20 protein-coding genes are annotated in these 20,466 nt (G+C 71.0%); 13 read left to right on the forward strand and 7 right to left on the reverse strand.

The window, feature by feature from the left end:
- Positions 1-12 precede the first annotated feature (12 nt).
- The 11 genes from ACSQ2B_RS23055 to ACSQ2B_RS23105 all read left to right on the forward strand — a co-directional run bounded on the left by ACSQ2B_RS23055 (position 13) and on the right by ACSQ2B_RS23105 (position 13,316).
- Positions 13-1,284, forward strand: coding sequence for an NAD(P)/FAD-dependent oxidoreductase (locus ACSQ2B_RS23055; protein ID WP_436053607.1), 1,272 nt, complete (start codon positions 13-15; stop codon positions 1,282-1,284).
- Positions 1,284-2,819: an ABC transporter substrate-binding protein gene (locus tag ACSQ2B_RS23060; RefSeq protein ID WP_436053608.1), complete on the forward strand. Its 1,536-nt coding sequence runs from the start codon at positions 1,284-1,286 to the stop codon at positions 2,817-2,819. Before ACSQ2B_RS23055 ends, ACSQ2B_RS23060 begins: the two co-directional genes overlap by 1 nt.
- A 5-nt stretch (positions 2,820-2,824) precedes the next feature.
- On the forward strand, positions 2,825-3,775 hold the full coding sequence (locus ACSQ2B_RS23065) for an ABC transporter permease (RefSeq protein ID WP_436053609.1): 951 nt from the start codon (positions 2,825-2,827) through the stop codon (positions 3,773-3,775).
- Entirely contained in the window at positions 3,772-4,644 is an 873-nt protein-coding gene (locus tag ACSQ2B_RS23070) for an ABC transporter permease (protein WP_436053610.1), read from the forward strand. The genes ACSQ2B_RS23065 and ACSQ2B_RS23070 overlap by 4 nt, the downstream gene beginning before the upstream one ends.
- Complete coding sequence (locus ACSQ2B_RS23075) at positions 4,641-6,461, forward strand: ABC transporter ATP-binding protein (protein WP_436053611.1); 1,821 nt, start codon at positions 4,641-4,643, stop codon at positions 6,459-6,461. The genes ACSQ2B_RS23070 and ACSQ2B_RS23075 overlap by 4 nt, the downstream gene beginning before the upstream one ends.
- 133 nt (positions 6,462-6,594) lie before the next feature.
- On the forward strand, positions 6,595-7,452 hold the full coding sequence (locus ACSQ2B_RS23080; protein ID WP_436053612.1) for a GNAT family N-acetyltransferase: 858 nt from the start codon (positions 6,595-6,597) through the stop codon (positions 7,450-7,452).
- Positions 7,453-7,478: 26 nt separating this feature from the next.
- The gene (locus tag ACSQ2B_RS23085) at positions 7,479-8,954 is read left to right on the forward strand and encodes an NAD-dependent succinate-semialdehyde dehydrogenase (RefSeq protein ID WP_436053613.1); all 1,476 of its coding nucleotides are present in this window, start codon (positions 7,479-7,481) and stop codon (positions 8,952-8,954) included.
- A 4-nt stretch (positions 8,955-8,958) separates the two neighbouring features.
- Complete coding sequence (locus tag ACSQ2B_RS23090; protein ID WP_436053614.1) at positions 8,959-10,035, forward strand: tartrate dehydrogenase; 1,077 nt, start codon at positions 8,959-8,961, stop codon at positions 10,033-10,035.
- A gap of 116 nt (positions 10,036-10,151) precedes the next feature.
- Positions 10,152-11,555 carry an aspartate aminotransferase family protein gene (locus tag ACSQ2B_RS23095; protein ID WP_436053615.1) on the forward strand — a complete coding sequence of 468 codons (1,404 nt, stop codon included), beginning with the start codon at positions 10,152-10,154 and terminating at the stop codon, positions 11,553-11,555.
- A gap of 86 nt (positions 11,556-11,641) precedes the next feature.
- Positions 11,642-12,136 carry an Lrp/AsnC family transcriptional regulator gene (locus tag ACSQ2B_RS23100; RefSeq protein ID WP_436053616.1) on the forward strand — a complete coding sequence of 165 codons (495 nt, stop codon included), beginning with the start codon at positions 11,642-11,644 and terminating at the stop codon, positions 12,134-12,136.
- 1 nt (position 12,137) lies between these two features.
- Entirely contained in the window at positions 12,138-13,316 is a 1,179-nt protein-coding gene (locus ACSQ2B_RS23105) for a M20 aminoacylase family protein (RefSeq protein WP_436053617.1), read from the forward strand.
- A 2-nt stretch (positions 13,317-13,318) separates the two neighbouring features.
- Here ACSQ2B_RS23105 and ACSQ2B_RS23110 read toward each other — a convergent pair whose 3' ends face one another.
- The 7 genes from ACSQ2B_RS23110 to copC all read right to left on the reverse strand — a co-directional run bounded on the left by ACSQ2B_RS23110 (position 13,319) and on the right by copC (position 17,661).
- A complete protein-coding gene (locus ACSQ2B_RS23110) occupies positions 13,319-14,455 on the reverse strand; it encodes a carbohydrate porin (protein WP_436053618.1) in 1,137 nt (378 codons plus the stop codon).
- A 130-nt stretch (positions 14,456-14,585) separates the two neighbouring features.
- On the reverse strand, positions 14,586-15,173 hold the full coding sequence (locus ACSQ2B_RS23115) for an RNA polymerase sigma factor (RefSeq protein WP_436053620.1): 588 nt from the start codon (positions 15,171-15,173) through the stop codon (positions 14,586-14,588).
- A complete protein-coding gene (locus ACSQ2B_RS23120) occupies positions 15,170-15,610 on the reverse strand; it encodes a Spy/CpxP family protein refolding chaperone (protein WP_436053621.1) in 441 nt (146 codons plus the stop codon). The genes ACSQ2B_RS23115 and ACSQ2B_RS23120 overlap by 4 nt, the downstream gene beginning before the upstream one ends.
- Positions 15,607-15,900, reverse strand: coding sequence for a hypothetical protein (locus tag ACSQ2B_RS23125; protein ID WP_436053623.1), 294 nt, complete (start codon positions 15,898-15,900; stop codon positions 15,607-15,609). Before ACSQ2B_RS23125 ends, ACSQ2B_RS23120 begins: the two co-directional genes overlap by 4 nt.
- A gap of 91 nt (positions 15,901-15,991) precedes the next feature.
- Entirely contained in the window at positions 15,992-16,333 is a 342-nt protein-coding gene (locus tag ACSQ2B_RS23130) for a copper-binding protein (RefSeq protein WP_436053624.1), read from the reverse strand.
- 55 nt (positions 16,334-16,388) lie between these two features.
- On the reverse strand, positions 16,389-17,297 hold the full coding sequence (gene copD / locus ACSQ2B_RS23135; RefSeq protein ID WP_436053625.1) for a copper homeostasis membrane protein CopD: 909 nt from the start codon (positions 17,295-17,297) through the stop codon (positions 16,389-16,391).
- A gap of 4 nt (positions 17,298-17,301) precedes the next feature.
- Entirely contained in the window at positions 17,302-17,661 is a 360-nt protein-coding gene (gene copC, locus ACSQ2B_RS23140) for a copper homeostasis periplasmic binding protein CopC (protein WP_436053626.1), read from the reverse strand.
- A 187-nt stretch (positions 17,662-17,848) separates the two neighbouring features.
- Between copC and ACSQ2B_RS23145 the strand changes: the two genes are divergently transcribed.
- Positions 17,849-19,624: a copper resistance system multicopper oxidase gene (locus tag ACSQ2B_RS23145; protein ID WP_436053627.1), complete on the forward strand. Its 1,776-nt coding sequence runs from the start codon at positions 17,849-17,851 to the stop codon at positions 19,622-19,624.
- The gene (locus ACSQ2B_RS23150) at positions 19,621-20,466 is read left to right on the forward strand and encodes a copper resistance protein B (protein WP_436053629.1); all 846 of its coding nucleotides are present in this window, start codon (positions 19,621-19,623) and stop codon (positions 20,464-20,466) included. Before ACSQ2B_RS23145 ends, ACSQ2B_RS23150 begins: the two co-directional genes overlap by 4 nt.

The following is a 20,466-nucleotide window of genomic DNA, read 5'->3' on the forward strand; positions in this document are numbered from 1 at the left end:
TCGGCGCCTTCGATGAAGCTCGCGTCCTACTGGATCGAGACGTCGCCGTCCTTCCGCTCCGGCCAACAGGCCGGGCCGGCTGGACGGTTCGACGTCGCGGTGGTGGGCGCCGGCTTCACCGGCCTCTCGGCGGCCCTGGCGCTGGCCAGGCGCGGCGCCTCGGTGGTGGTGCTGGAGGCGGGCCGGGTGGCCGGCCAGGCCTCGGGACGCAACGGCGGCCAGTGCAACAACGGAACCTCCCACGACTACGCCGCCCTTTCGGCCAAGCTGGGAGCCGAGCGGGCCAGGGCCTATTATCGCGAGCACGTCCTGGCGGTGGACGCCGTCGAGGCGCTCGTCCGGGAGGAGGGGATCGATTGCGATTTCCACCGCCCCGGCCGCCTGAAGCTCGCCGCCAAGCCGGAGCATTTCGCCGGCATCGCCCGGGCCTATGAGCGGCTGAAGGCCGAGGTCGATCCCGACGTCGAGCTGGTCCCGCCGGAGCGGATCGGCGAGGAGGTCGGGTCGAACGCCTTCTACGGCGGCATGATCCAGACCCGCAGCGCCCAGCTGCACGTCGGCAAGTTCGGCGTCGGCCTGGCCGAGGCCGCCGCGCGCCAAGGCGTGCAGATCTACGAGAACGCCCCGATGACCGGCCTCGATCGGCTGGCGGGCTCCCGGAGCCGGCTGCACACGCCGAAGGGCGCGATCGAGGCGGACCAGGTGCTGATCGCCACCGGGGCGACCCCGCCGCTGGCCTGGTTCAAGCGACGGATGATCGCGCTCGGCAGCTTCATCGTCGTCACCGAGCCGCTCGAGACGGCCGTGCTCGACCGCCTGCTGCCGAAGCGGCGCAACTATGTGACCAGCAAGATCATCGGCAACTACTTCCGCACCACCCCCGACAACCGGCTGCTGTTCGGCGGCCGGGCGCGGTTCGCCATCTCCAGCCCGACCTCGGACGCCAAGAGCGGGGAGGTCCTTCGCGCCACCCTGCACGAGGTCTTTCCGGAGCTGGCCGGCGTGCGGCTGGACTACTGCTGGGGCGGCCTCGTCGACATGACCTACGACCGCCTGCCGCGCGCCGGCGAGCACGACGGCCTCTTCTACGCCATGGGCTACAGCGGCCACGGGGTGCAGATGGCGGTGCGCACCGGCCAGGCCATGGCCGAGGTGATGAACGGCGGCCCCGAGGCCAATCCCTGGCGCGACCTCGACTGGCCGGCCGTGCCGGGCCATTTCGGCCCGCCCTGGTTCCTGCCTGTCGTTGGAGCTTGGTACAAACTGCAGGACCAGCTGCACTGATGGTCGAGCGCCCGGACCTCTCGCGGCGCGACGCGCTCTGCGGCCTCGGCGCCGCCAGCGCCCTCTCGCTTCTGCCGGAGGCCGCCGCGGCCGCGCCGCGGCGGGGTGGCCGCATCCGGGTGGCGACCATCTCCAGCTCGACCGCCGACACCCTCGACCCGGCCAAGGGCGGCCTCTCGACCGACTATGTGCGCCACTTCATGGTCTACAGCGGCCTGACCCAGTTCACCGACAGCATGGCGCCGAGGCTGGCGCTCGCCGAAGCGATCGAGACCTCCGACCGGATCCGCTGGCGGGTCCGCCTGCGCAAGGGGGTGGCGTTCCACGATGGCGCGCCGCTCACCTCCGCCGACGTGGTCTATTCGCTGCTGCGCCACAAGCAGCCGGCGCTGGGCTCGAAGGTGAAGACCATCGCCGACCAGATCGTCGAGGCGAAGGCGGTCGGGCCGCACGAGGTGGAGCTCCAGCTCTCCGGGCCCAATGCGGACCTGCCGGCGATCCTGGCGACTTCGCACTTCCTGATCGTCAAGGACGGGACGCGCGACTTCCGGACCGCCAACGGCACGGGCCCCTTCCGCTGCCGGGCGTTCAATCCCGGCGTTCGCACCATCGTCAGCCGCAACCCCAACTACTGGAAGCCGGGGGCGCCCTATCTCGACGAGATCGAGCTGATCGGCATTCCGGACGAGGTCTCGCGGGTCAACGCCCTGCTTTCCGGCGACGTCCAGCTGATCCAGTCCGTCAATCCCCGCTCGACCCGGCGCATCGCCGCTACGCGGCGGCACGTAATGATGGAGACCCGGTCCGGCCTCTACACCGACCTGATCATGCGGCAGGACCGGACGCCCACCAGCCATCCGAACTTCGTGCTGGCGATGAAGCACCTGTTCGACCGGGAGCTGATCAGGAAGGCGCTCTACCGCGGCTACGCCGTCGTGGCGAACGACCAGCCGATCCCGCCCGGCCATCCCTACTATCTGGCGGGCCTGCCGCAGCGGGCCCACGATCCGGATCGGGCGCGCTTCCTGCTGAAGCAAGCCGGCCTGCTGAACCTGCGGCTGCCGGTCTACGCCTCGCCGGCGGCCGACGGGTCGGTCGACATGGCCTCGATCCTCCAGGAGCAGGCGGCGCGGATCGGCCTGCGGCTGGCGGTCAACCGCGTGCCGTCGGACGGCTACTGGTCGAACCACTGGATGAAGCACCCGCTGACCTTCGGGAACACCAATCCGCGGCCGACCGCCGACCTGGTCTTCAGCCTGTTCTACAAGTCGGACGCCGCCTGGAACGAATCCGGCTGGAAGAACGCCCGGTTCGACCAGCTGCTGCTGGCCGCCCGCGCCGAGGCCGACGAAACACGTCGCAAGCAGATCTACGGCGACATGCAGGCGCTGGTGCACGATCACGGCGGGGTGGCCATTCCCGTCTTCATCAGCAACCTCGACGCCCATACCCATCGGCTGAAAGGTCTGAGGCCGATCCCGGCCGGGGGGCTGATGGCCTATTCCTTCGCCGAATACGTCTGGCTGGAGGGCTGAGGCGGATGACCACGCTCCAGCTAGTCCTCAAACGCCTGGGCGCCGCGGCGCTGACCCTGCTGCTGGTCTCGGTGATCGTCTTCACCATCAGCTCGCTGCTGCCGGGCGACGCCGCCTCCGAGACCCTCGGCCAGAGCGCGACGCCGGAAGCCGTGGCGGCGTTGCGGGCCGAGCTCGGACTGAACGAGCCGGCGCCGGCCCGCTACCTGCACTGGCTGGGCGGGTTGGTGACCGGCGATCCCGGCCTTTCCATGTCGAGCGACCTGCCGGTGCGAACCCTGATCGCCAACCGCCTGCCCAAGTCGCTGTTCCTGGCCGGCCTGACCGCCCTGGTCGCGACGCCGATCGCGCTGGCCATCGGCGTGGCCGCCGCCATGCGCAAGGACTCGGCGCTGGACCGGGGGTTAAGCCTGCTGACGCTGTCGATGGTGGCGGCGCCGGAGTTCCTGATCGCCACCCTGGGCGTGCTGCTGTTCGCCGTGAAGCTGCGCTGGCTGCCGTCGATCACCCTGATCCCGGAGGCGCCCACCCCGCTGGATCTGTTTCGAGCCTACGCCCTGCCGGTCGCCACCCTGGCCTTCGTGGTCATCGCCCAGATGGCGCGGATGACCCGGGCCGCGGTGATCGACCAGCTGCAGCAGCCCTATGTGGAGATGGCGACGCTGAAGGGGCTGAGCCGCGTCCGCGTGGTGCTGGTCCACGCCCTGCCGAACGCCGCGGGCCCGATCGCCAACGCCATCGCGCTCAGCCTGTCCTACCTGCTGGGCGGGGCGATCATCGTCGAGACCATCTTCAACTATCCGGGCATCGCCAGCCTGATGGTGGACGCGGTGACCAGCCGCGACATGCCGCTGCTGCAGACCTGCGCCATGATCTTCTGCGCCGCCTACCTCGCCCTGGTGCTGATCGCCGACATCTGCGCCATCCTCAGCAATCCGAGGCTGCGACAGGCATGAGCGAGATCGCCAGCTCCGCCGCCGTGGGCGACTCCGCCGGTTGGGCCCGCCATTGGCGCTGCCTGCCGCTCAGCGCGCGCATCGGCGCCGTCGTGGTGGTCTTCTGGGTGCTGGTGGGCCTGTTCGGGCCGCTGCTCGCGCCGCATCCGGTGGGCGCCATCGTCGCCGATGACGTGTTCGAAGGCTTCAGCGCCCGCAACCTGCTGGGAAGCGACTATCTGGGCCGCGACGTGCTGAGCCGCATGCTGAGCGGGGCCCGCTACACCGTCGGCCTGTCGCTGGCCGCGGCCCTGCTGGCCAGCACCACCGGCGCGACCCTGGCGCTGACCGCCGCGGTCAGCCGCCGCGCGCTCGACGAGCTGATGAGCCGGCTGATGGACGCCTTCATCTCCATTCCCAGCAAGGTGCTGGCCCTGGTGATGGTGGCGGCCTTCGGCTCGTCGATCCCGCTGCTGCTGCTGATCGCGGCGGTGACCTATACGCCGGGCGCCTACCGGATCGCCCGCTCGATCGCCGTCAGCCTCGGGCAGATGGACTATGTCCAGGTCGCCCGCGCCCGGGGCGAGGGCCGCTCGCACATCGCCTGCCGCGAAATCCTGCCGAACATGATCCGGCCGCTGCTGGCGGACTTCGGGCTCCGGTTCGTCTTCGTGGTGCTGCTGCTGAGCGGGCTGAGCTTCCTGGGCCTGGGGGTTCAGCCGCCGCACGCCGACCTGGGCTCGCTGGTGCGCGAGAACACCTCGGGGCTCGGCGACGGCGCGCCCGCGGTGGTGCTGCCGGCGGTGGCCATCGCCACCCTGACCATCAGCGTCAACCTGCTGATCGACGGCTTCGGCGGCCGCCGGCGTCGCGGGAAGGGCGTCCGATGAGCGATCTGGTCAACGTCTGCGGCCTGAACGTCTGCGCGCCGGACGGCGGGGCGACGATCGTCCGCGACGTCAGCTTCACCCTGGCCAGGGGCGAGGTGCTGGCCCTGATCGGGGAGTCCGGCTCGGGCAAGACGACGATCGCGCTCGCCCTGATGGGCTACGCCCGCGGAGGGTGCGAGATTTCGGGCTCGGTGCGGGTCGCCGATGAGGACGTGCTGGCGTTGAGCCAGGCCGAGCTTGCGGCCTTCCGCGGCGCGCGGGTCGCCTATATCGCCCAGAGCGCGGCGGCCGCCTTCAACCCGGCCAAGACCATCCTGGAGCAGGTGATCGAGCCCGCCGTCGCCCACGGGCTGATGAGCCGGCGGGCGGCGCGCGACAAGGCCGTCGAGCTGTTCCGCGAACTGGCCCTGCCGTCGCCGGAGACCATCGGCCGCCGCTATCCGCACCAGGTGTCCGGTGGCCAGCTGCAGCGGCTGATGGCGGCCATGGCGCTGATCACCGATCCCGCCCTGGTGATCCTCGACGAGCCGACGACGGCGCTCGACGTCACCACCCAGATCGAGGCGCTCCGGGTCTTCAAGCGAGTGGTCCGCGAGCGCGGCGCGACGGCCGTCTACGTCTCCCACGACCTGGCCGTGGTGGCCCAGATGGCCGACCGCATCGTCGTGCTGAAGCAGGGCGCGGTGCGCGAGATGGGCGCGACCGAGCAGGTGCTGGATGCGCCCGAGGACGACTACACCAAGACCCTGATGGCGGCGGCGCGGCCGCGGGTCCCGACCCAAGGCGCGGCCGACCTCTCCGCCGCCCCGGTGCTGGAGGTGCGCGGGGTGTGGGCCGGCTACGGCGCGACGGACATCCATGTCCTGCCGCGCAACCTGATCCTGCACGACATCGACCTTTGCATCCGCCGCGGCGCGACGGTCGGGGTGATCGGCGAATCCGGCTCCGGCAAGTCGACGCTGGCCCGGGTCGTCGCGGGGCTGTTGCCGGCGGCCCAGGGCCGCGTGCTGCTGAACGGCGAGACGCTGCCGGCCGGGCTGGCGGCGCGAACCCGCGACCAGCTGCGGCGCATCCAGATCGTCTTCCAGAACGCCGACACCGCGCTCAATCCGGCCCAGACGGTGCGCCAGGTGCTGCAGCGGCCGATGGCGCTCTATGGCCTGGGCGGACGCCAGGATCAGGACCGGCGCGTGCTGGAGCTGCTGGACCTGATCCGGCTGCCCGCCGCGCTCGCCGACCGACGCACCGCGGAGCTGTCCGGCGGCCAGAAGCAGCGCATCAACCTCGCCCGGGCGCTCGCCGCCCAGCCCGACCTGATCCTCTGCGACGAGGTCACCTCCGCCCTCGACACCGTGGTGGCCGCCGCCATCCTGGAGCTGATCGCCGAGCTTCGCCGGGAGCTCGGGGTGGCGGTGATGTTCATCAGCCACGACCTGGCGACCGTGCGGGCGATCTGCGACGAGGTCAGCGTCCTCTACGCCGGGCGGCAGGTGGAGCATGGGCCGGCGAGCGCCTTCGCCCAGCCGCCGCACCATCCCTACGGCGACCTCCTGCTGGCCTCGGTGCCGGAGATGCGGCGGGGCTGGCTGGAACAGGCCCGCGCTCGCGAGCGCGACGCGCCGCCGCACGCCGCGGACGCTGATCCGAGGCTTTGTGCGTTCCTGGCCCGGTGCCCGGTCTCGGTACGCGGCGTCTGCGATCGCACGCCGCCGCCGCGTCTTCGGCTCAGCCACGGTTCGGAGGCCCTGTGCCATCGGACGGAGGCCGAACTTCGGGCCGCTCAGGCGGTCCGGCTGCAGGCGACGAGCGCGGGATGAGGGTCCGGCGTCTCCGCCGCGCAGGGCCGCCGAGCACGCGATAAGCTTCCGTTTCCGGGCCGAGGGCGGCAGCGAATGCTTGCAGCCGCAGTCTAGATTGCGGCGCGAGACCCGGGTTGGAGGAGCAGGCGCGATGCAGATGGGGGCGGAGGCCGAGGTGCAGCTGCGTGAGATGACGCCGCAGGACCTGGCCGGCGCGCAAGCGCTGTCGAAGGCCGCCAACTGGCCGCACCGTCTCGAGGACTGGGAGCTTATGCTGCGGGTCGGCGAAGGCCTGGTCGCCGAACAGGCCGGCGAGGTCGTCGGCACGGTGATGGGCTTCCCCCATGGCCCGGAGATCGCCACCCTGGGCATGGTCATCGTCAGCAAGACGCTGCGGGGCCAGGGGATGGGCCGCAAGCTGATGGACGCTATGATGCGCCGCCTAGCGCCGCGCGCCATCCAGCTCAACGCCACCCAGGACGGTCTGGCCCTCTACAAGAGCCAGGGCTTCACGCCCGTGGGCTCCATCCACCAGCACCAGGGCGCCGTCTTCACCCAGCCCATGCCGCGCCTGCGGCCCGGCGAGCGCGTGCGCCCGATGGGGGTGAACGACGAGGCGCGGATCGTCGCTCTCGACCAGCGGGCCAGCGGCCTCCAGCGCGGCGCCCTGTTCGCCGAACTGATCAAACAAGCCCAGGGCGTGGTGCTCGACCGCGACGGCGAAGCCGCCGGCTTTGCGCTCTTCCGGCGCTTCGGACGCGGCTATGTAGTCGGCCCGGTGATCGCCCCGGACCGGGAAGGCGCGCGCACCCTGATCTCCCATTGGGCCGGCGCCAATCTCGGCATGTTCATCCGCGTGGACGTGCCGGGCGACTGCGGCCTGACCGACTGGCTGGTCCACCTGGGCCTGGAGTCCGTCGACCGGGTCGTCACCATGGTCCGCGGGACGCCGCCGGAGCTCCCGGGCGGGGCCGCCACCTTCGCCATCGTCAGCCAGGCGCTCGGCTGAGCCGCCGCCGTCCGGATTGTTTCGAGATGACTTCCTTGCAGCTCAAAGACCCCGACCTCCTGATCCCGCGCGCCTACGTGGCGGGCGAGTGGGTGGCTGCGGCTTCCGGCCGGACCATCGAGGTCGAGGACCCGGCGACCGGCGCGACCCTTGGTTCGACGCCGGACATGGACGGCGCCGACACCCGCGCGGCGATCGACGCCGCGGCGGCGGCGTTCCCGGCCTGGCGCGCGCGCACCGCCGAAGACCGCGGCGCCATCCTCGAGCGCTGGCACGCCCTGGTGCTGGAGAACGTCGCCGATCTCGCCGCCATCATGACTGCTGAACAGGGCAAGCCCCTGGCTGAGGCGGCGGGCGAGATCCGCTACGCCGCCACCTTCATCAAATGGTTCGCGGAGGAAGGTCGCCGGGCGAACGGCTGCACCATCCCGGCCCCGACCCGCGACCGCCGGATCGTTGTGTTGAAAGAGCCGATCGGCGTCGCCGCGGCGATCACCCCGTGGAACTTCCCCGCGGCGATGATCACCCGCAAGTGCGCCCCGGCGCTGGCGGCCGGCTGCACGGTGGTGGTGAAGCCCTCGGACCTGACCCCCTTCGTGGCTCTGGCTCTGGTCAGACTCGCCGAACGCGCGGGCGTGCCGGCCGGGGTGATCAACATCGTCACCGGCCGACCCGAGGCGATCGGCGCGGAGCTGACCGCCAACCCGGTGGTGCGCACCCTGTCGTTCACCGGCTCGACCCGGGTGGGGTCGCTGCTGATGCGGCAGTGCGCCGACACCATCAAGCGGCTCAGCCTGGAGCTCGGCGGCAATTCGCCATTGATCGTCTTCGACGACGCCGACCTCGACCTCGCCGTCGAGGCGGCGATGGTCAGCAAGTTCCGCAACGCCGGCCAGACCTGCGTCTGCGCCAACCGCATCCTAGTGCAGTCCGGCGTCCACGACGCCTTCGCCGAGAAGCTCGCGGTGGCGGTCAGGGCGCTGAAGGTGGGGCCGGGCGCGACGCCTGGCGTTACGGTCGGCCCGCTGATCAATGCGGCCTCGGTCGGCAAGGCGCGGCAGCATGTCGAGGATGCGCTCAGCAAGGGCGCGACAGTCTTCGCCCAGGCCGACAGCGCGGCCGATCCGACCCGCTTCGTCGCCCCCGTGGTGCTGACCGGCGCGACGCGCGAGATGCGGCTGGCGGAGGAGGAGACCTTCGGCCCGGTCGCCCCGCTGTTCCGCTTCCGCGACGAGGTCGAGGCGATCGAGCTCGCCAACGCCACACCCTTCGGCCTGGCCAGCTATTTCTACACCGAGAACCTGCACCGCGCCTGGCGGGTGGCCGAGAAGCTCGAGGCCGGGATCGTAGCCCTGAACACCGGGTCCGTGGCCATGGAGGTGGCCCCCTTCGGCGGGGTCAAACAGTCCGGTCTCGGCCGCGAAGGCGGCCACGATGGGCTCGAGGAATATCTCGAATCCAAGGCCTTCCACATCGGCGGCCTGAAGCTTTCGGAGCGATGAGCAGATGACAGAGCGCGCCTACCGGATCGCCGTGATCCCCGGCGACGGGATCGGCAAGGAAGTGATGCCCGAGGGGATCCGCGTCCTGGAGCGCGCGGCGCAGCTGTTCGGCTTCACCGTCGAGCAGCAGTGGCACGAGTTCGCCTCCTGCGACTACTACGCCCGCCATGGCCAGATGATGCCGGAGGACTGGAAGACCCGCATCGGCGACGTCGACGCCATCTTCTTCGGGGCGGTCGGCTGGCCGGACACGGTGCCGGACCACATCTCGCTGTGGGGCTCGCTGCTGCAGTTCCGGCGGGAGTACGACCAGTACGTCAACCTGCGCCCGGCGCGGCTCATGCCGGGCGTCCCGTCGCCGCTGGCGGGCCGCGAGCCGGGCAGCATCGACTTCTGGGTGGTGCGCGAGAACACCGAGGGCGAATACTCCTCGATCGGCGGCCACATGTTCGCCGGCACGGACCGCGAGGTGGTCATCCAGGAGACGGTGATGACCCGGTTCGGCGTCGACCGGGTGCTGCGCTACGCCTTCGAGCTGGCCGCGCGCCGGCCGCGGGCCAAGCTGACCTCGGCCACCAAGTCGAACGGCATCTCCATCACCATGCCCTTCTGGGACGCGCGGGTGGAGGCGATCGCGGCCGAGTATCCGGGGGTCGCCTGGGACAAGTACCACATCGACATCCTGACGGCGCAGTTCGTGCTGAACCCGGACCGCTTTGACGTGGTGGTGGCCTCCAACCTGTTCGGCGACATCCTGTCGGACCTGGGTCCCGCCTGCACCGGGACCATCGGCGTGGCGCCGTCCGGCAACATCAATCCGGAGCGCACCTCGCCCTCCCTGTTCGAGCCGGTGCACGGCTCGGCGCCGGATATCGCCGGCCAGGGGATCGCCAATCCGGTGGGCCAGATCTGGTCGGCGGCGATGATGCTGGAGCATTTCGGCGAGGCGCAGGCGGCCGCGGCGATCATGACGGCGATCGAGACCGTTCTGGCCGAACCGGGTCTGCGGACGCGCGACCTGAAGGGGCAGGCGGGCACCGAGTCGTGCGGCAAGGCCGTCGCCGAGGCCCTGCAGGCTTGAAGCATTTTCTGCCGTGGCAGGTACGAAAACACCATCTTGGCCCGATAGATCGGCAAGCACGGCCGCACCCCGCCGGGACGATCCCCTAGCCTTCTGCCGGAAAGAGGGATGGCGTAATGTCGATGTCCACCGCTGCGGCCAAGACGAACCTGGACCTGGTCGAGATCGACCGGCGGCGACTGATCCATCCGGTGAGCGCCTTCCGCGCCCACGAGGCGCGCGGCGTGACGGTGCTGGAGTCGGGCCGCGGCATGTGGCTCACCGACGCCGACGGGCGCGAACTGCTCGACGCCTTCGCCGGCCTGTGGTGCGTCAACATCGGCTACGGCCAGGAGAGCGTGGTCGAGGCGGCGGTCGAGCAGATGCGCAAGCTGCCCTACGCCACCGGCTATTTCGGCTTCGGCAGCGAACCGGCGATCCGGCTGGCCGAGCGGCTGGTCGAGCTGGCGCCCGACGGCCTGACCCGGGTTTATTTCACCCTGGGCGGGTCGGACGCGGTGGACTCGGCGATCCGCTACATCGTCCACTACTTCAACGCGATCGGTAAGCCGCAGAAGAAGCAGTTCATCGCCCTGGAGAAGGGCTACCACGGCTCCTCGAGCATGGGCTCGGGCCTGACGGCGCTTCCGGTCTTCCACCGCAGTTTCGACGTCCCCCTGCGCTGGCAGCACCACATCCCCTCGCCCTACGGCTACCGCAGCCCGGCGGGCGACGATCCTGCGGCCCTGATCCAGGCCTCGGTCGCGGCGCTTCGCGAGAAGGTCGCCGAGTTGGGGGCCGACACGGTCGCGGCCTTCTTCTGCGAGCCGGTCCAGGGTTCGGGCGGGGTGATCGTTCCCCCGGTCGGCTGGCTGAAGGCGATGGCCGAGACCTGCCGCGAGTTGGGTGTCCTGTTTGTCGCCGACGAGGTGATCACCGGCTTCGGACGGACCGGACCGATGTTCGCCTGCGAGGCCGAGGGCGTCTCGCCCGACCTCATGACCGTCGCCAAGGGCCTGACCGCCGGCTATGCCCCGATGGGCGCGGTGCTGATGTCCGAGGAGATCTACGACGGCCTGGCGGACGGCGCCGCGCCGGACGCGCCGATCGGCCACGGCTTCACCTACTCCGGCCATCCGGTCAGCGCCGCCGTCGGCCTCGAGGTGCTGCGGCTCTATACGGACGGCGGGATCCTCGCGAACGGCCAGGCCGTGACCGGCCGGTTCACGGCGGGGCTGGAGCGGCTGTCGCAACATCCGATGGTCGGCGAAGCCCGTGGGCGGGGACTGCTGGGGGCGCTGGAGCTGGTCGCCGACAAGTCGACGAAGCGGGCGTTCGACGCGGCCCTGCGCCTGCCCGAACGGCTGTTCCAGCAGGCCTACGACAACGGGGTGATCTTCCGCGCCTTCGGCGATGGGACCATCGGTCTGGCGCCGGCGCTCTGCTGCAGCGAGGCGGAAATGGATATGATCTTCGAGCGGATCGCCAAGACTCTCGACGATCTGCTCGAACAGGCTGACATTCGCGCAGCCCTGGCGTGACGGCCGGTCTGGATTTTTGGACGTTGGCGGCGGGGGCCTCGGTCTCCGGTCCGCCAGGCGGAGGAAGGCGAGAGGTCCGCGGCTGAATGTTCAACGCTCCGAAGCTTGACCGGATCGACCTGAAGATCCTCGCGCAACTGCAGAAGAGCGGGCGGATCACCAACGTCGAGCTCGCCGACGCCGTCGGCCTGTCGCCCAGTCCCTGCCTGACGCGGGTCAAGCGGCTCGAGCAGTCGGGCTACATCGTCGGCTATGGCGCCCAGATCAATCTCCAGAAGCTGGGCGAGTTCATCACCGTCTTCACCGAGGTGACGCTGGAGGACCACCGCAGCAGCGACTTCGTCCGCTTCGAATCCAAGATCCGCACGATCGACGAGATCATGGAATGCCACCTGGTCAGCGGCGGCTACGACTACCTGCTGAAGTTCGTCACGCCGGGCCTCGGCCACTACCAGTCGCTGATCGAGAGCCTGCTGGAAGGCAATCTCGGGATCGAGAAATACTTCAGCTACATCGTCATCAAATCGCCGTTCGTGAAAACCTACTACCCGATGCAGAAGCTCTTCGGCGAGAAGCTCTAGGATGGGCGACCGGGCGATGGAGCGGCGGCACGCCGAGCTGGCGGACCTGATCGACCCGCTGGTCGCCTTCCGGCGCGACCTGCACCGCAATCCGGAGCTGGGCTTCGCCGAGCACCGCACCGCGGCGAAGATCGCCGAAGCCCTGACCGACCTCGGGCTGGAGGTGCACGCCGGCGTCGGCGGGACCGGCGTTGTGGGCGTCCTGCGCAACGGCGGGTCCGAGCGCAAGCTGGCGCTGCGCGCCGACATGGACGCCCTGTCGATCGAGGAGCAGACCGGGCTCGCCTACGCCAGCTGCAAGGCCGGGGTCTTCCACGGCTGCGGCCACGACGGACATGTGGCCATGCTGCTGGGCGCGGCCCAGCATCTGACGCGCACGCGCCGGTTCGACGGGACCGTCAGCTTCATCTTCCAGCCGGCCGAGGAAGGCCTCGGCGGCGCGCGCGCGATGATCGAGGCGGGCCTCTTCGAGCTGTGCCCGGCCGACGAGGTCTATGCGCTGCACAACTGGCCGGACCTGCCGGCGGGAACGCTGGAGACCCGGCCGGGCCCGATCATGGCGGCGGCAGACAAGTTCGAGATCACCCTGACCGGGCGCGGCGGACACGCCGCCATGCCCCACCAGACGCCCGACGCCATCCTGGCGGCCAGCGAACTGGTCGGCCAGCTGAACACCATCGTCTCGCGCCGCATCCCGCCGACCTCCTCGGCGGTGCTCTCGGTGACCCAGATCCACGGCGGCCACGCGCACAATGTGCTGCCGCCCGCAGTCTCCGTCGTGGGCACGGTGCGCAGCTTCGTTCCGCCGGTGCAGGACAAGATCGAGGAGAGCCTGCGGGCCATGTCGCAGGGCGTCGCCGCCAGCTTCGGCGTCGCGGTCCAGGTGCGCTACGACCGCTACTACCCGGCGACCATCAACCATCCGCAGGCGGCGGCCCACGCCCTGGCGGCGGGCAAATGCGCCTGCTGTCACGCCGGCGTCGCGCCGGAGCCGGCCTTCACCTCCGAGGACTTCGCCTTCATGCTGCAGGCCAAGGAGGGCGCCTACGCCTGGCTGGGGCAGGGCGGCGAGGGCGAAACCGTGCCGCTGCATCACCCGCGCTACGACTTCAATGACGCGGTGATCCCCTATGGGACCGCCTGGCACGTGGCGCTCACGGAGCAGCGGCTCTCCGCCTGAGGCTACAGCCCGCCGCTCCAGACCCCCTCGAGCCGCAGGCCGACCACCAGGGCGTGGCCCACGCCGCGGAGCGCGCCCGGCCGGATCACGTATTGCACGTCCGGCTGCAGGGCGAGCCGGTCGCCGATCGGCAGCCGCCAGGTCGCCTCCACCACCGTCTCTCGCCGGGCTGGACGTTCGTGGGCGTGGGCGCGGCGGAAATGGTCGCCGTTCGCCGAGCTCAACACGGCGAGACCCAGCGCCTCGCCGGCGCGGTCGGTGAAGGGACGGGCCAGCACCAGGCCGAGGTTGAGGTCGCTGGCGACCTGCTGGGTCTTCGCATCGGCGAGTCCGAGGCGGGCGAAGCCGTCCAACCGGCGTCGCGCGCCGCGCCAGAGCGGATGCTCGACCAACAGATATCCGCCGACCCCAGGGTGGCGGCTCACCGGCGCCAGCACGCTGCCGAAATGGGCGGAGTGGCGCCAGAGCCCCAGGCTGACGCGGCCGCCGGCGCCCGTCTCCTGGCTGGCCTCCAGGATGGCGAGCCAGGGCTGTCCCCGGCGAAGCGCGGGGTCGGCTTCTCGCGCGCCGGCGAAGAGGCCGAGCTTCCAGGTCCGGCGGCCTTCGAGCGCGCCCATGAGGCCCGCGCGGGGACGCGGATAGACGGAGGGGCCGCCCCAGCCCAGCTGGGCGGTCTCCAGTCCCAGCCCCTGGGCGCCGTTGATGAACAGGACGCCGGTGCGGTTGACGCTGAACTCGGTGTTCAGGTCGATCGAGCCGGCCTTGGCGTAGCCGCCGGGAAAGGCCTGCCGCGCCCAGGCCTCCAGGAGACGCGCGCCGCTCTGGGCGTCCTTGTTGTCGAGGCCATGCAGGTCGCCGACCACATCCCCCGGCGCGGAGGGCCTGGCGGTGACGATGGCCGACACCAGGATCGCGCCGCCGCGCCATCCGACGGCGCCCTCGGCGTCGAGCTCCAGGCCGAGCTGGGCGTTCGCCAGGCTGAAGGCGTCGCGGCGCAGGCCGCCCTGCAGATTGCGCCAGGTGTCGAGATTGATCGCCGCAGTGACCTGCGCCGCCGGCTCAGCATCGGCGCCTTGGGCGAGGCCGCTGAAAAGAAGGACGCTGGCGAGTCCCCACAGCCACGATCTCTTGCGCCGCACGCCATGCTCCGGACCCACCGGAGCAGTTTGCCGCAACGGCGCGGAACAGGATGCTCGATGGGCTCGGCGCGCAGGGTGACGGCGCTCTTCAGGCCTCCCAAAGCGCAGAAGATGCTGCGACCAGCCGGGGTCAGGCGGAGGCGGGGCGCAGCTCCGGGGGGAGGCGTTCTGCGAGCAGCTTGCGGGCGCGGTAGACCCGCATCTCGACGGTCTTTGTGCTGACGTCGAGGATCTCTGCGGCCTCCTGTTGCGAGAAGCCGTCGAAGGCGGTGAGCAGCAGGGGCGCCTTCAGCTGCGGCGGCAGGGCGGCGATGGCCCGGTCGAGGGCCTGGGTGCGCTGGCGGGCGATCAGGGCCAGGTCGGCGGGTTGCGCCGGATCGGCCGCCTCCATGGCCTCGCTCTCCTCGATCGGCCGGGCGCCGAACAGGATCCGGCGCACCAGGGCGCGGCGGCCGCGGTCGCGCGCCTTGTTGATGGCGATCACCCTCAGCCAGGCGCCGAAGGGGCGGTCCGGATCATAGCGGCCGAGCGCGCTCCAGGCGGCGATGAAGGCCTCGTGCGCGGCCTCGTAGGCGTCGTCGGGATCGCCGGTGTAGCGGCGCAGCAGTCGGTAGAGGCCGTCCTTGTGCCGGCGCACGAGCTCTGCGAACGCCCGGTCTTCTCCGGCGGCCGCACGGCGCGCCAGGTCGTTGTCGGACGCCTCGGCGTCGAAGGTCACGGGGCGGCTTCGGTCAGCGACTTGGCGACGGTGGCGTCAAACTGAGCCGCCTGCTGGGGCGTGAGTTCCGCACGCATCGCCAGCACATGAAGGATGGTCTCCTTCTGCAGCGCGCCCATGGCGTGGTGGAAGCGGTCCACCGCCGTCTGCACCTGCGGCGTGTAGGCGTGCCGCGCCTCGATGGCGCGAGAGAGGTCGGCGTTGGCGGCGCGCATCTCGATCTGCAGCTCCTGGCGCCGGATCGCATGGCGCGCCTCCAGAGCCTCGATGCGGCGATGCTGTTCCGGGGTCAGGCGCAGTTTTTCGTGAACCAGCTCGTGCAGCGGCGCGGCGGGATGCATGCGGCGCATGACGTATTCGGCGCCGGCCCAGGCGCCCAGCCCGCCCAGGACCAGCGACAGCACCAGGGTCAGCGCGATGCTCCGCGCCAGGCTCATCCGGCGCCGTCCAGCAATGTGGAGGGGGCAAACTGGGTCGCCGCGGCGAAGGCCCCGGCCGGCGGCGCGGTGCGGATCGTCGCCAGCCCGGCCACGCCGCCTGCGCCGACCCCGACGACGAGGGCGAGGGCGACGGCGGCCAGACGGATCGGCCCAAGCGCCTGGATCGTGCGCGCGTCCCGGCGCCGGGCGGCGATGTCGCGGCCGATCTCGGCTTCAAGCCCGTCCAGCCCACGGTCCGCCGGCGCCGTCGCCAGCTGTGCGAACCAATCGTCGAGGTCTGTGCTCATGTCTGAGAGGTCCTGCGCGGATCGCCGGCGAGTATAAGCACCGCCGCTGGCCGCGGGTAAGCTTCGCCGTCGCCGATCGGCGGCTGGCCGGTCACTGGGGCTGGATGGCGACGAGCAGGTTGTCCGCCGGCTGCAGGGTGAACTTCACCGTCTGGCCGGCCTTGGCGGTCTTCAAGACCTCAGGCGTCGCCTTGAAGCTCATGGTCATGGCCGGCCAGCCGAGGCTGGCGATCGGCCCGTGGTGCAGGCTCACCGAGCCGGTCTTGGCGTCGATCGACTTGATCTGGCCGACGCCTTCGACGGTCTTGGCGGCCTCGCTGGTCTTTCCGGGCATGGAGCCCATCGCGTGGTCCCCCATCGCGTGATCCCCCGTCGATTGGGCGAAGGCAGGCGCGGCGACGAGGGTGACGAGGGCGGCGAGAACGAGCTTCATCTGGCGATCTCCATTCGGCGTTCAGGAAGGTTACGCCGCAGACCGGCCGGATCCCTCAGCCGGAGATCGGCGGCGCCAGGCGGCCCAGGACGGCGACCAGGGCCAGCACCGCCAGGCCGGCTCCGGTCTCGAGCAGGAGGCTGCGGCGCAGGTCGCCCAGCGCCGCCCGCGGGTCGCCGGCGAGCGCCGCCTCCAGCCGGGGCGTGAGGCGGAACCGGTTCAGTGCGGCGAACCCCAGCATGGCGGCGAACAGGGCCAGCTTGACCAGCAGCAGCTGTCCCCAGAGCGAGGCGGCGAAGTCCCTAAGGTGCTGCGGTCCGATCAGGAACCAGCTGTTCGCGAGACCACTGGCGACGATCACGGCGACCGCGGCGGAGCCGACGCCGGAAAATCCCTTCAAGGCGCGGTGGAGGTCGGCGACGGCGCCGGACGAGGGCGCGCGCCGGCTCAGCAGCATCAGCAGGGCGGCCAGGGCGCCCAGCCAGACCCCGGCCGAGAGCAGGTGGATGACATCGGCCAGAGCATGGACGACGCCGGCCGCGCCCTCGTCGGCGCCGCCATGTCCGCTCCAGGCGTTGGCGGCGAGGCTGAGCGCGCCCAGCGCCGCGGTCAGGCCCCAGAGGGTCCGTCTGGCGCGAAGCAGGATCAGCGGGACGACGGCCAGCAGCCCCGCGGCGATGCGGGCCGCCATGGAAATCCCGAAGCCGCCGCCGGCCAGCACACCAAGCAGGGTCGCCGGGTCGAGGCCGGCCTTCGGGTCGCCCGCCATCTGCCCGGTCTGCACCACCAGGCCGACAGCGGCGGCCAGCACGGTCAGCAAGGCGGCGACGATCAGGATCGGCCGGAGCCCGCTGGGCCCGTCGGCGTCCCTGGGCAGGCTGTAGAGAACGAACAGCGGCGCGCCGAACAGGGTCACGCCCGCCGCGAAGGCGGCCAGCCGGGTGAGGACGACGGCCGCCTCCATGGCCTCAGCGCACCGTGAAGGTGTAGGCGCCCGTTATGCGGTGGGTGTCGGAGGTCACCGCATGCCAGTTGACCTTGTAGAGGCCGGGCGACAGCGGCGCCGTCGGCGTGGCGACCAGGCCCATCTTGTCCTTCGAGACCGTCACCTTCACCGGCGTCGCCGTGTCGTTCATCTGCGGCATGGTCACGGTCAGGCCGGAGAAGTTCGGCTGAAGCTTCTCGCTGAACTGCAGGGTCAGCTGCTTGGGGGCGGCCACGGTGGCGTCCGCCGCCGGGCTCGCGGCGGTGAGATGGGCGTGGGCCGAGGCCTGGCTGGCGAGAGCCAGGGCGGCGAGGCCTGCAAGGGCGGCGAGCGTGCGGGTCATCTAGGGTCTCCAGCAGAGGATGTCGGGCCTACGCGCCGTCGCCGGCCTATCCCTCAAACTCCGGCCGGGGGCAGTCGGCGCGAAGTCGGTGAGGGATCGCGCCGGCCGGGGCGTATCCTCCATGCGTCCGAGCGGCGCGCAGTTGGCCCGACGCCTCCGGTGGGGGGGCGCGCAGTTGGGACGTCAGATGAGCAGCATCGATCGGCGGCGAGTGTTAGGCGGCGCAGCCGTCCTGGGCGGCGGAATGGCCGCCGCGGGCCTGCTTCCCGCCTGGGCCCAGAGCGCCACGCCGGGCCTCGGCGAGACGCCGACGCTATCCGGCGAGGACCTGAAGCTGACCATCGCGCGGCGGCCCTGGACCGTGGACGGCCGCTCCGGCGGCGCGGTGCTGGTCAACGGCACCCTGCCGGCGCCGATCCTGCGGCTGAAGGAGGGCCAGCGGGTGCGCATCGCGGTGGAGAACCGCCTGGACGAAGAGACCTCGATCCATTGGCACGGCCTGCTCGTGCCGCCGCACATGGACGGGGTGCCGGGCGTCAGCTTCCCGGGCATCCCGGCGCGCACAACATTCGTCTACGACTTTCCGATCCGTCAGGCCGGCACCTACTGGTACCACAGCCACTCCGGCTTCCAGGAGCAGGAGGGTCTCTACGGCGCGATCATCATCGACCCGAAGGACCCCGACCCGGTCGCCTATGACCGCGAGCACCTGGTCGTGCTGTCGGACTTCAGCTTCATGCCGGCCGGCCGGATCCTCAAGCGGCTGAAACAGGAAGGCGGCGTCTTCAACTATCAGAAGCAGACCTTGGCCGGTCTGTTCGCCCATAGGGACCAGACCCTGCGCGAACGGATCGAGTGGGCCAAGATGTTGATGGACCCCACCGACATCTCCGACGTCACCGGGGCGACCTACCGCTATCTCGCCAACGGCCATGGCCCGAAGGACAACTGGACGGCGCTGTTCAAGCCCGGCGAGCGGGTGCGGCTGCGCTTCATCAACGCCGGCGCCCAGACCATCTTCGACGTCCGCATCCCCGGCCTGAAGCTCACCGTGGTGGCGGCCGACGGCCTGAACGTGCGGCCCGTCGAGGTCGACGAGTTCCAGATCGCCAACGCCGAGACCTATGACGTCATCGTCCAGCCGACCGAGGACCGGGCCTACACCCTCGTCGCCGAGGCGGTGGACCGATCGGGCATGGCGCGCGCGACCCTGGCGCCCCGGCCCGGCATGAGCGCCGAGGTCCCGCCGCTGCGAGCGCGTCCGCTCGGCACGATGAAGGACATGGGCATGGACATGTCGGCCATGGCGATGGGCGGTCAGGCGAAGTCCGCGCCGGCGGCCCCGCCGGGCCTGGCCGCGCCGCGGGTCCGCGGTTCGGACGCCATGGGCGACATGGCCGGCATGGAGATGTCCATGCTCGACCCGCTGAACGCCCCGCAGGTGAAGCTGGGACCCGGCGTGCAGATGATCACGCCGATGCCCCAGGACCGCACGGCTGAGCCCGGGCAGGGGCTGGAGAGCGCCGGCCACCGGGTGCTGGTCTATCGCGACCTTGCGGCCCTGGCGCCCAACCCCGATCGACGGCCGCCGGCCCGGACCATGGAGATCCACCTGACCGGCAATATGGAGCGGTTCATGTGGGGCTTCGACGGGCGCCGCTACGACGAGCAGCCGGCCCCCTACGCCTTCCGCGCCGGCGAGCGGGTGCGGGTGACCCTGGTGAACGACACCATGATGGCCCACCCGATCCACCTGCACGGCCACTTCTTCGAGCTGGCCGAGGGGCCCGAGGGCTTTAGGCCGCGCAAGCACACGGTCAACGTCCTGCCCGGGAGCAAGGTCAGCTGGGACTTCACGCCCGAGGGCGGCGACTGGGCCTTCCACTGCCACATGTTCTTCCACATGGCGGTGGGCATGTTCCAGGTCTTCGCCGTGCGCCCCTTCGAGGAGGCGGCGGCATGATCCGGCGCCTGCTTCTGGCGCTTGCGCCGCTGATGATCGCAGCCCCCGCCGCCGCCCAGGAGAGCGGCCACCACCATGGCGCCGCGGCGACCCAGGCGCAGGTTCCCGCCGCGAGCGCGGCGCCGCCGGCCCCGACCGACCATGTCGCCGACCGCTACTGGGATCCCGTGGCGATGCACCACGCCCGCGAGATGGCGCGCGAGGAGATGGGCGGGATGCGCTTTTCCAAGGTCATGCTGAACCTTGCCGAATACCGGACGGGTGCGAAGGGCGACGCCTACCACTGGGACGGCGAGGCCTGGTACGGCGGCGACTACAACCGGCTCGTCCTGCGTTCGGAAGGCGAGGGCGCGGTCCGCGAGGGCCTGGAGAGCGCCGAGGTGCAGGCGCTCTATTCGCGCGCGGTCGGCCGCTACACGGACCTGCGCGCGGGCCTGCGCCAGGATTTCTCGCCGCACGCGCGGACCTATCTCGCGGTCGGGGCGGAGAGCCTGCTGCCCTACTGGTTCGATGTCGAGGGATCCGCCTTCCTGTCCACGGAAGGCGAGGTGCTCGTCCGGGCGGAGGGCAGCTACGACCTGCGCCTCTTCCAGCGGGTGGTCCTGCAGCCCCGCGCCGAGCTGAACTTCGCCGCCCAGAACAGTCCCGAGACCCGCACCGGCCAGGGCCTGTCGAGCGCCGAGCTCGGCCTGCGGCTACGCTATGAGATCCGTCGCGAGTTCGCCCCCTACATCGGCGTCTCCTGGGAGCGGCGGTTCGGCCGGACCGCGGACTATGCCCGTGACGAAGGAGACGCGGTCGAGGCGACCAGCCTGGTGATGGGCCTGAGAGCCTGGTTCTAG

The organism is Phenylobacterium sp. LjRoot225 (assembly GCF_964252855.1).
Classification (GTDB): domain Bacteria; phylum Pseudomonadota; class Alphaproteobacteria; order Caulobacterales; family Caulobacteraceae; genus Phenylobacterium.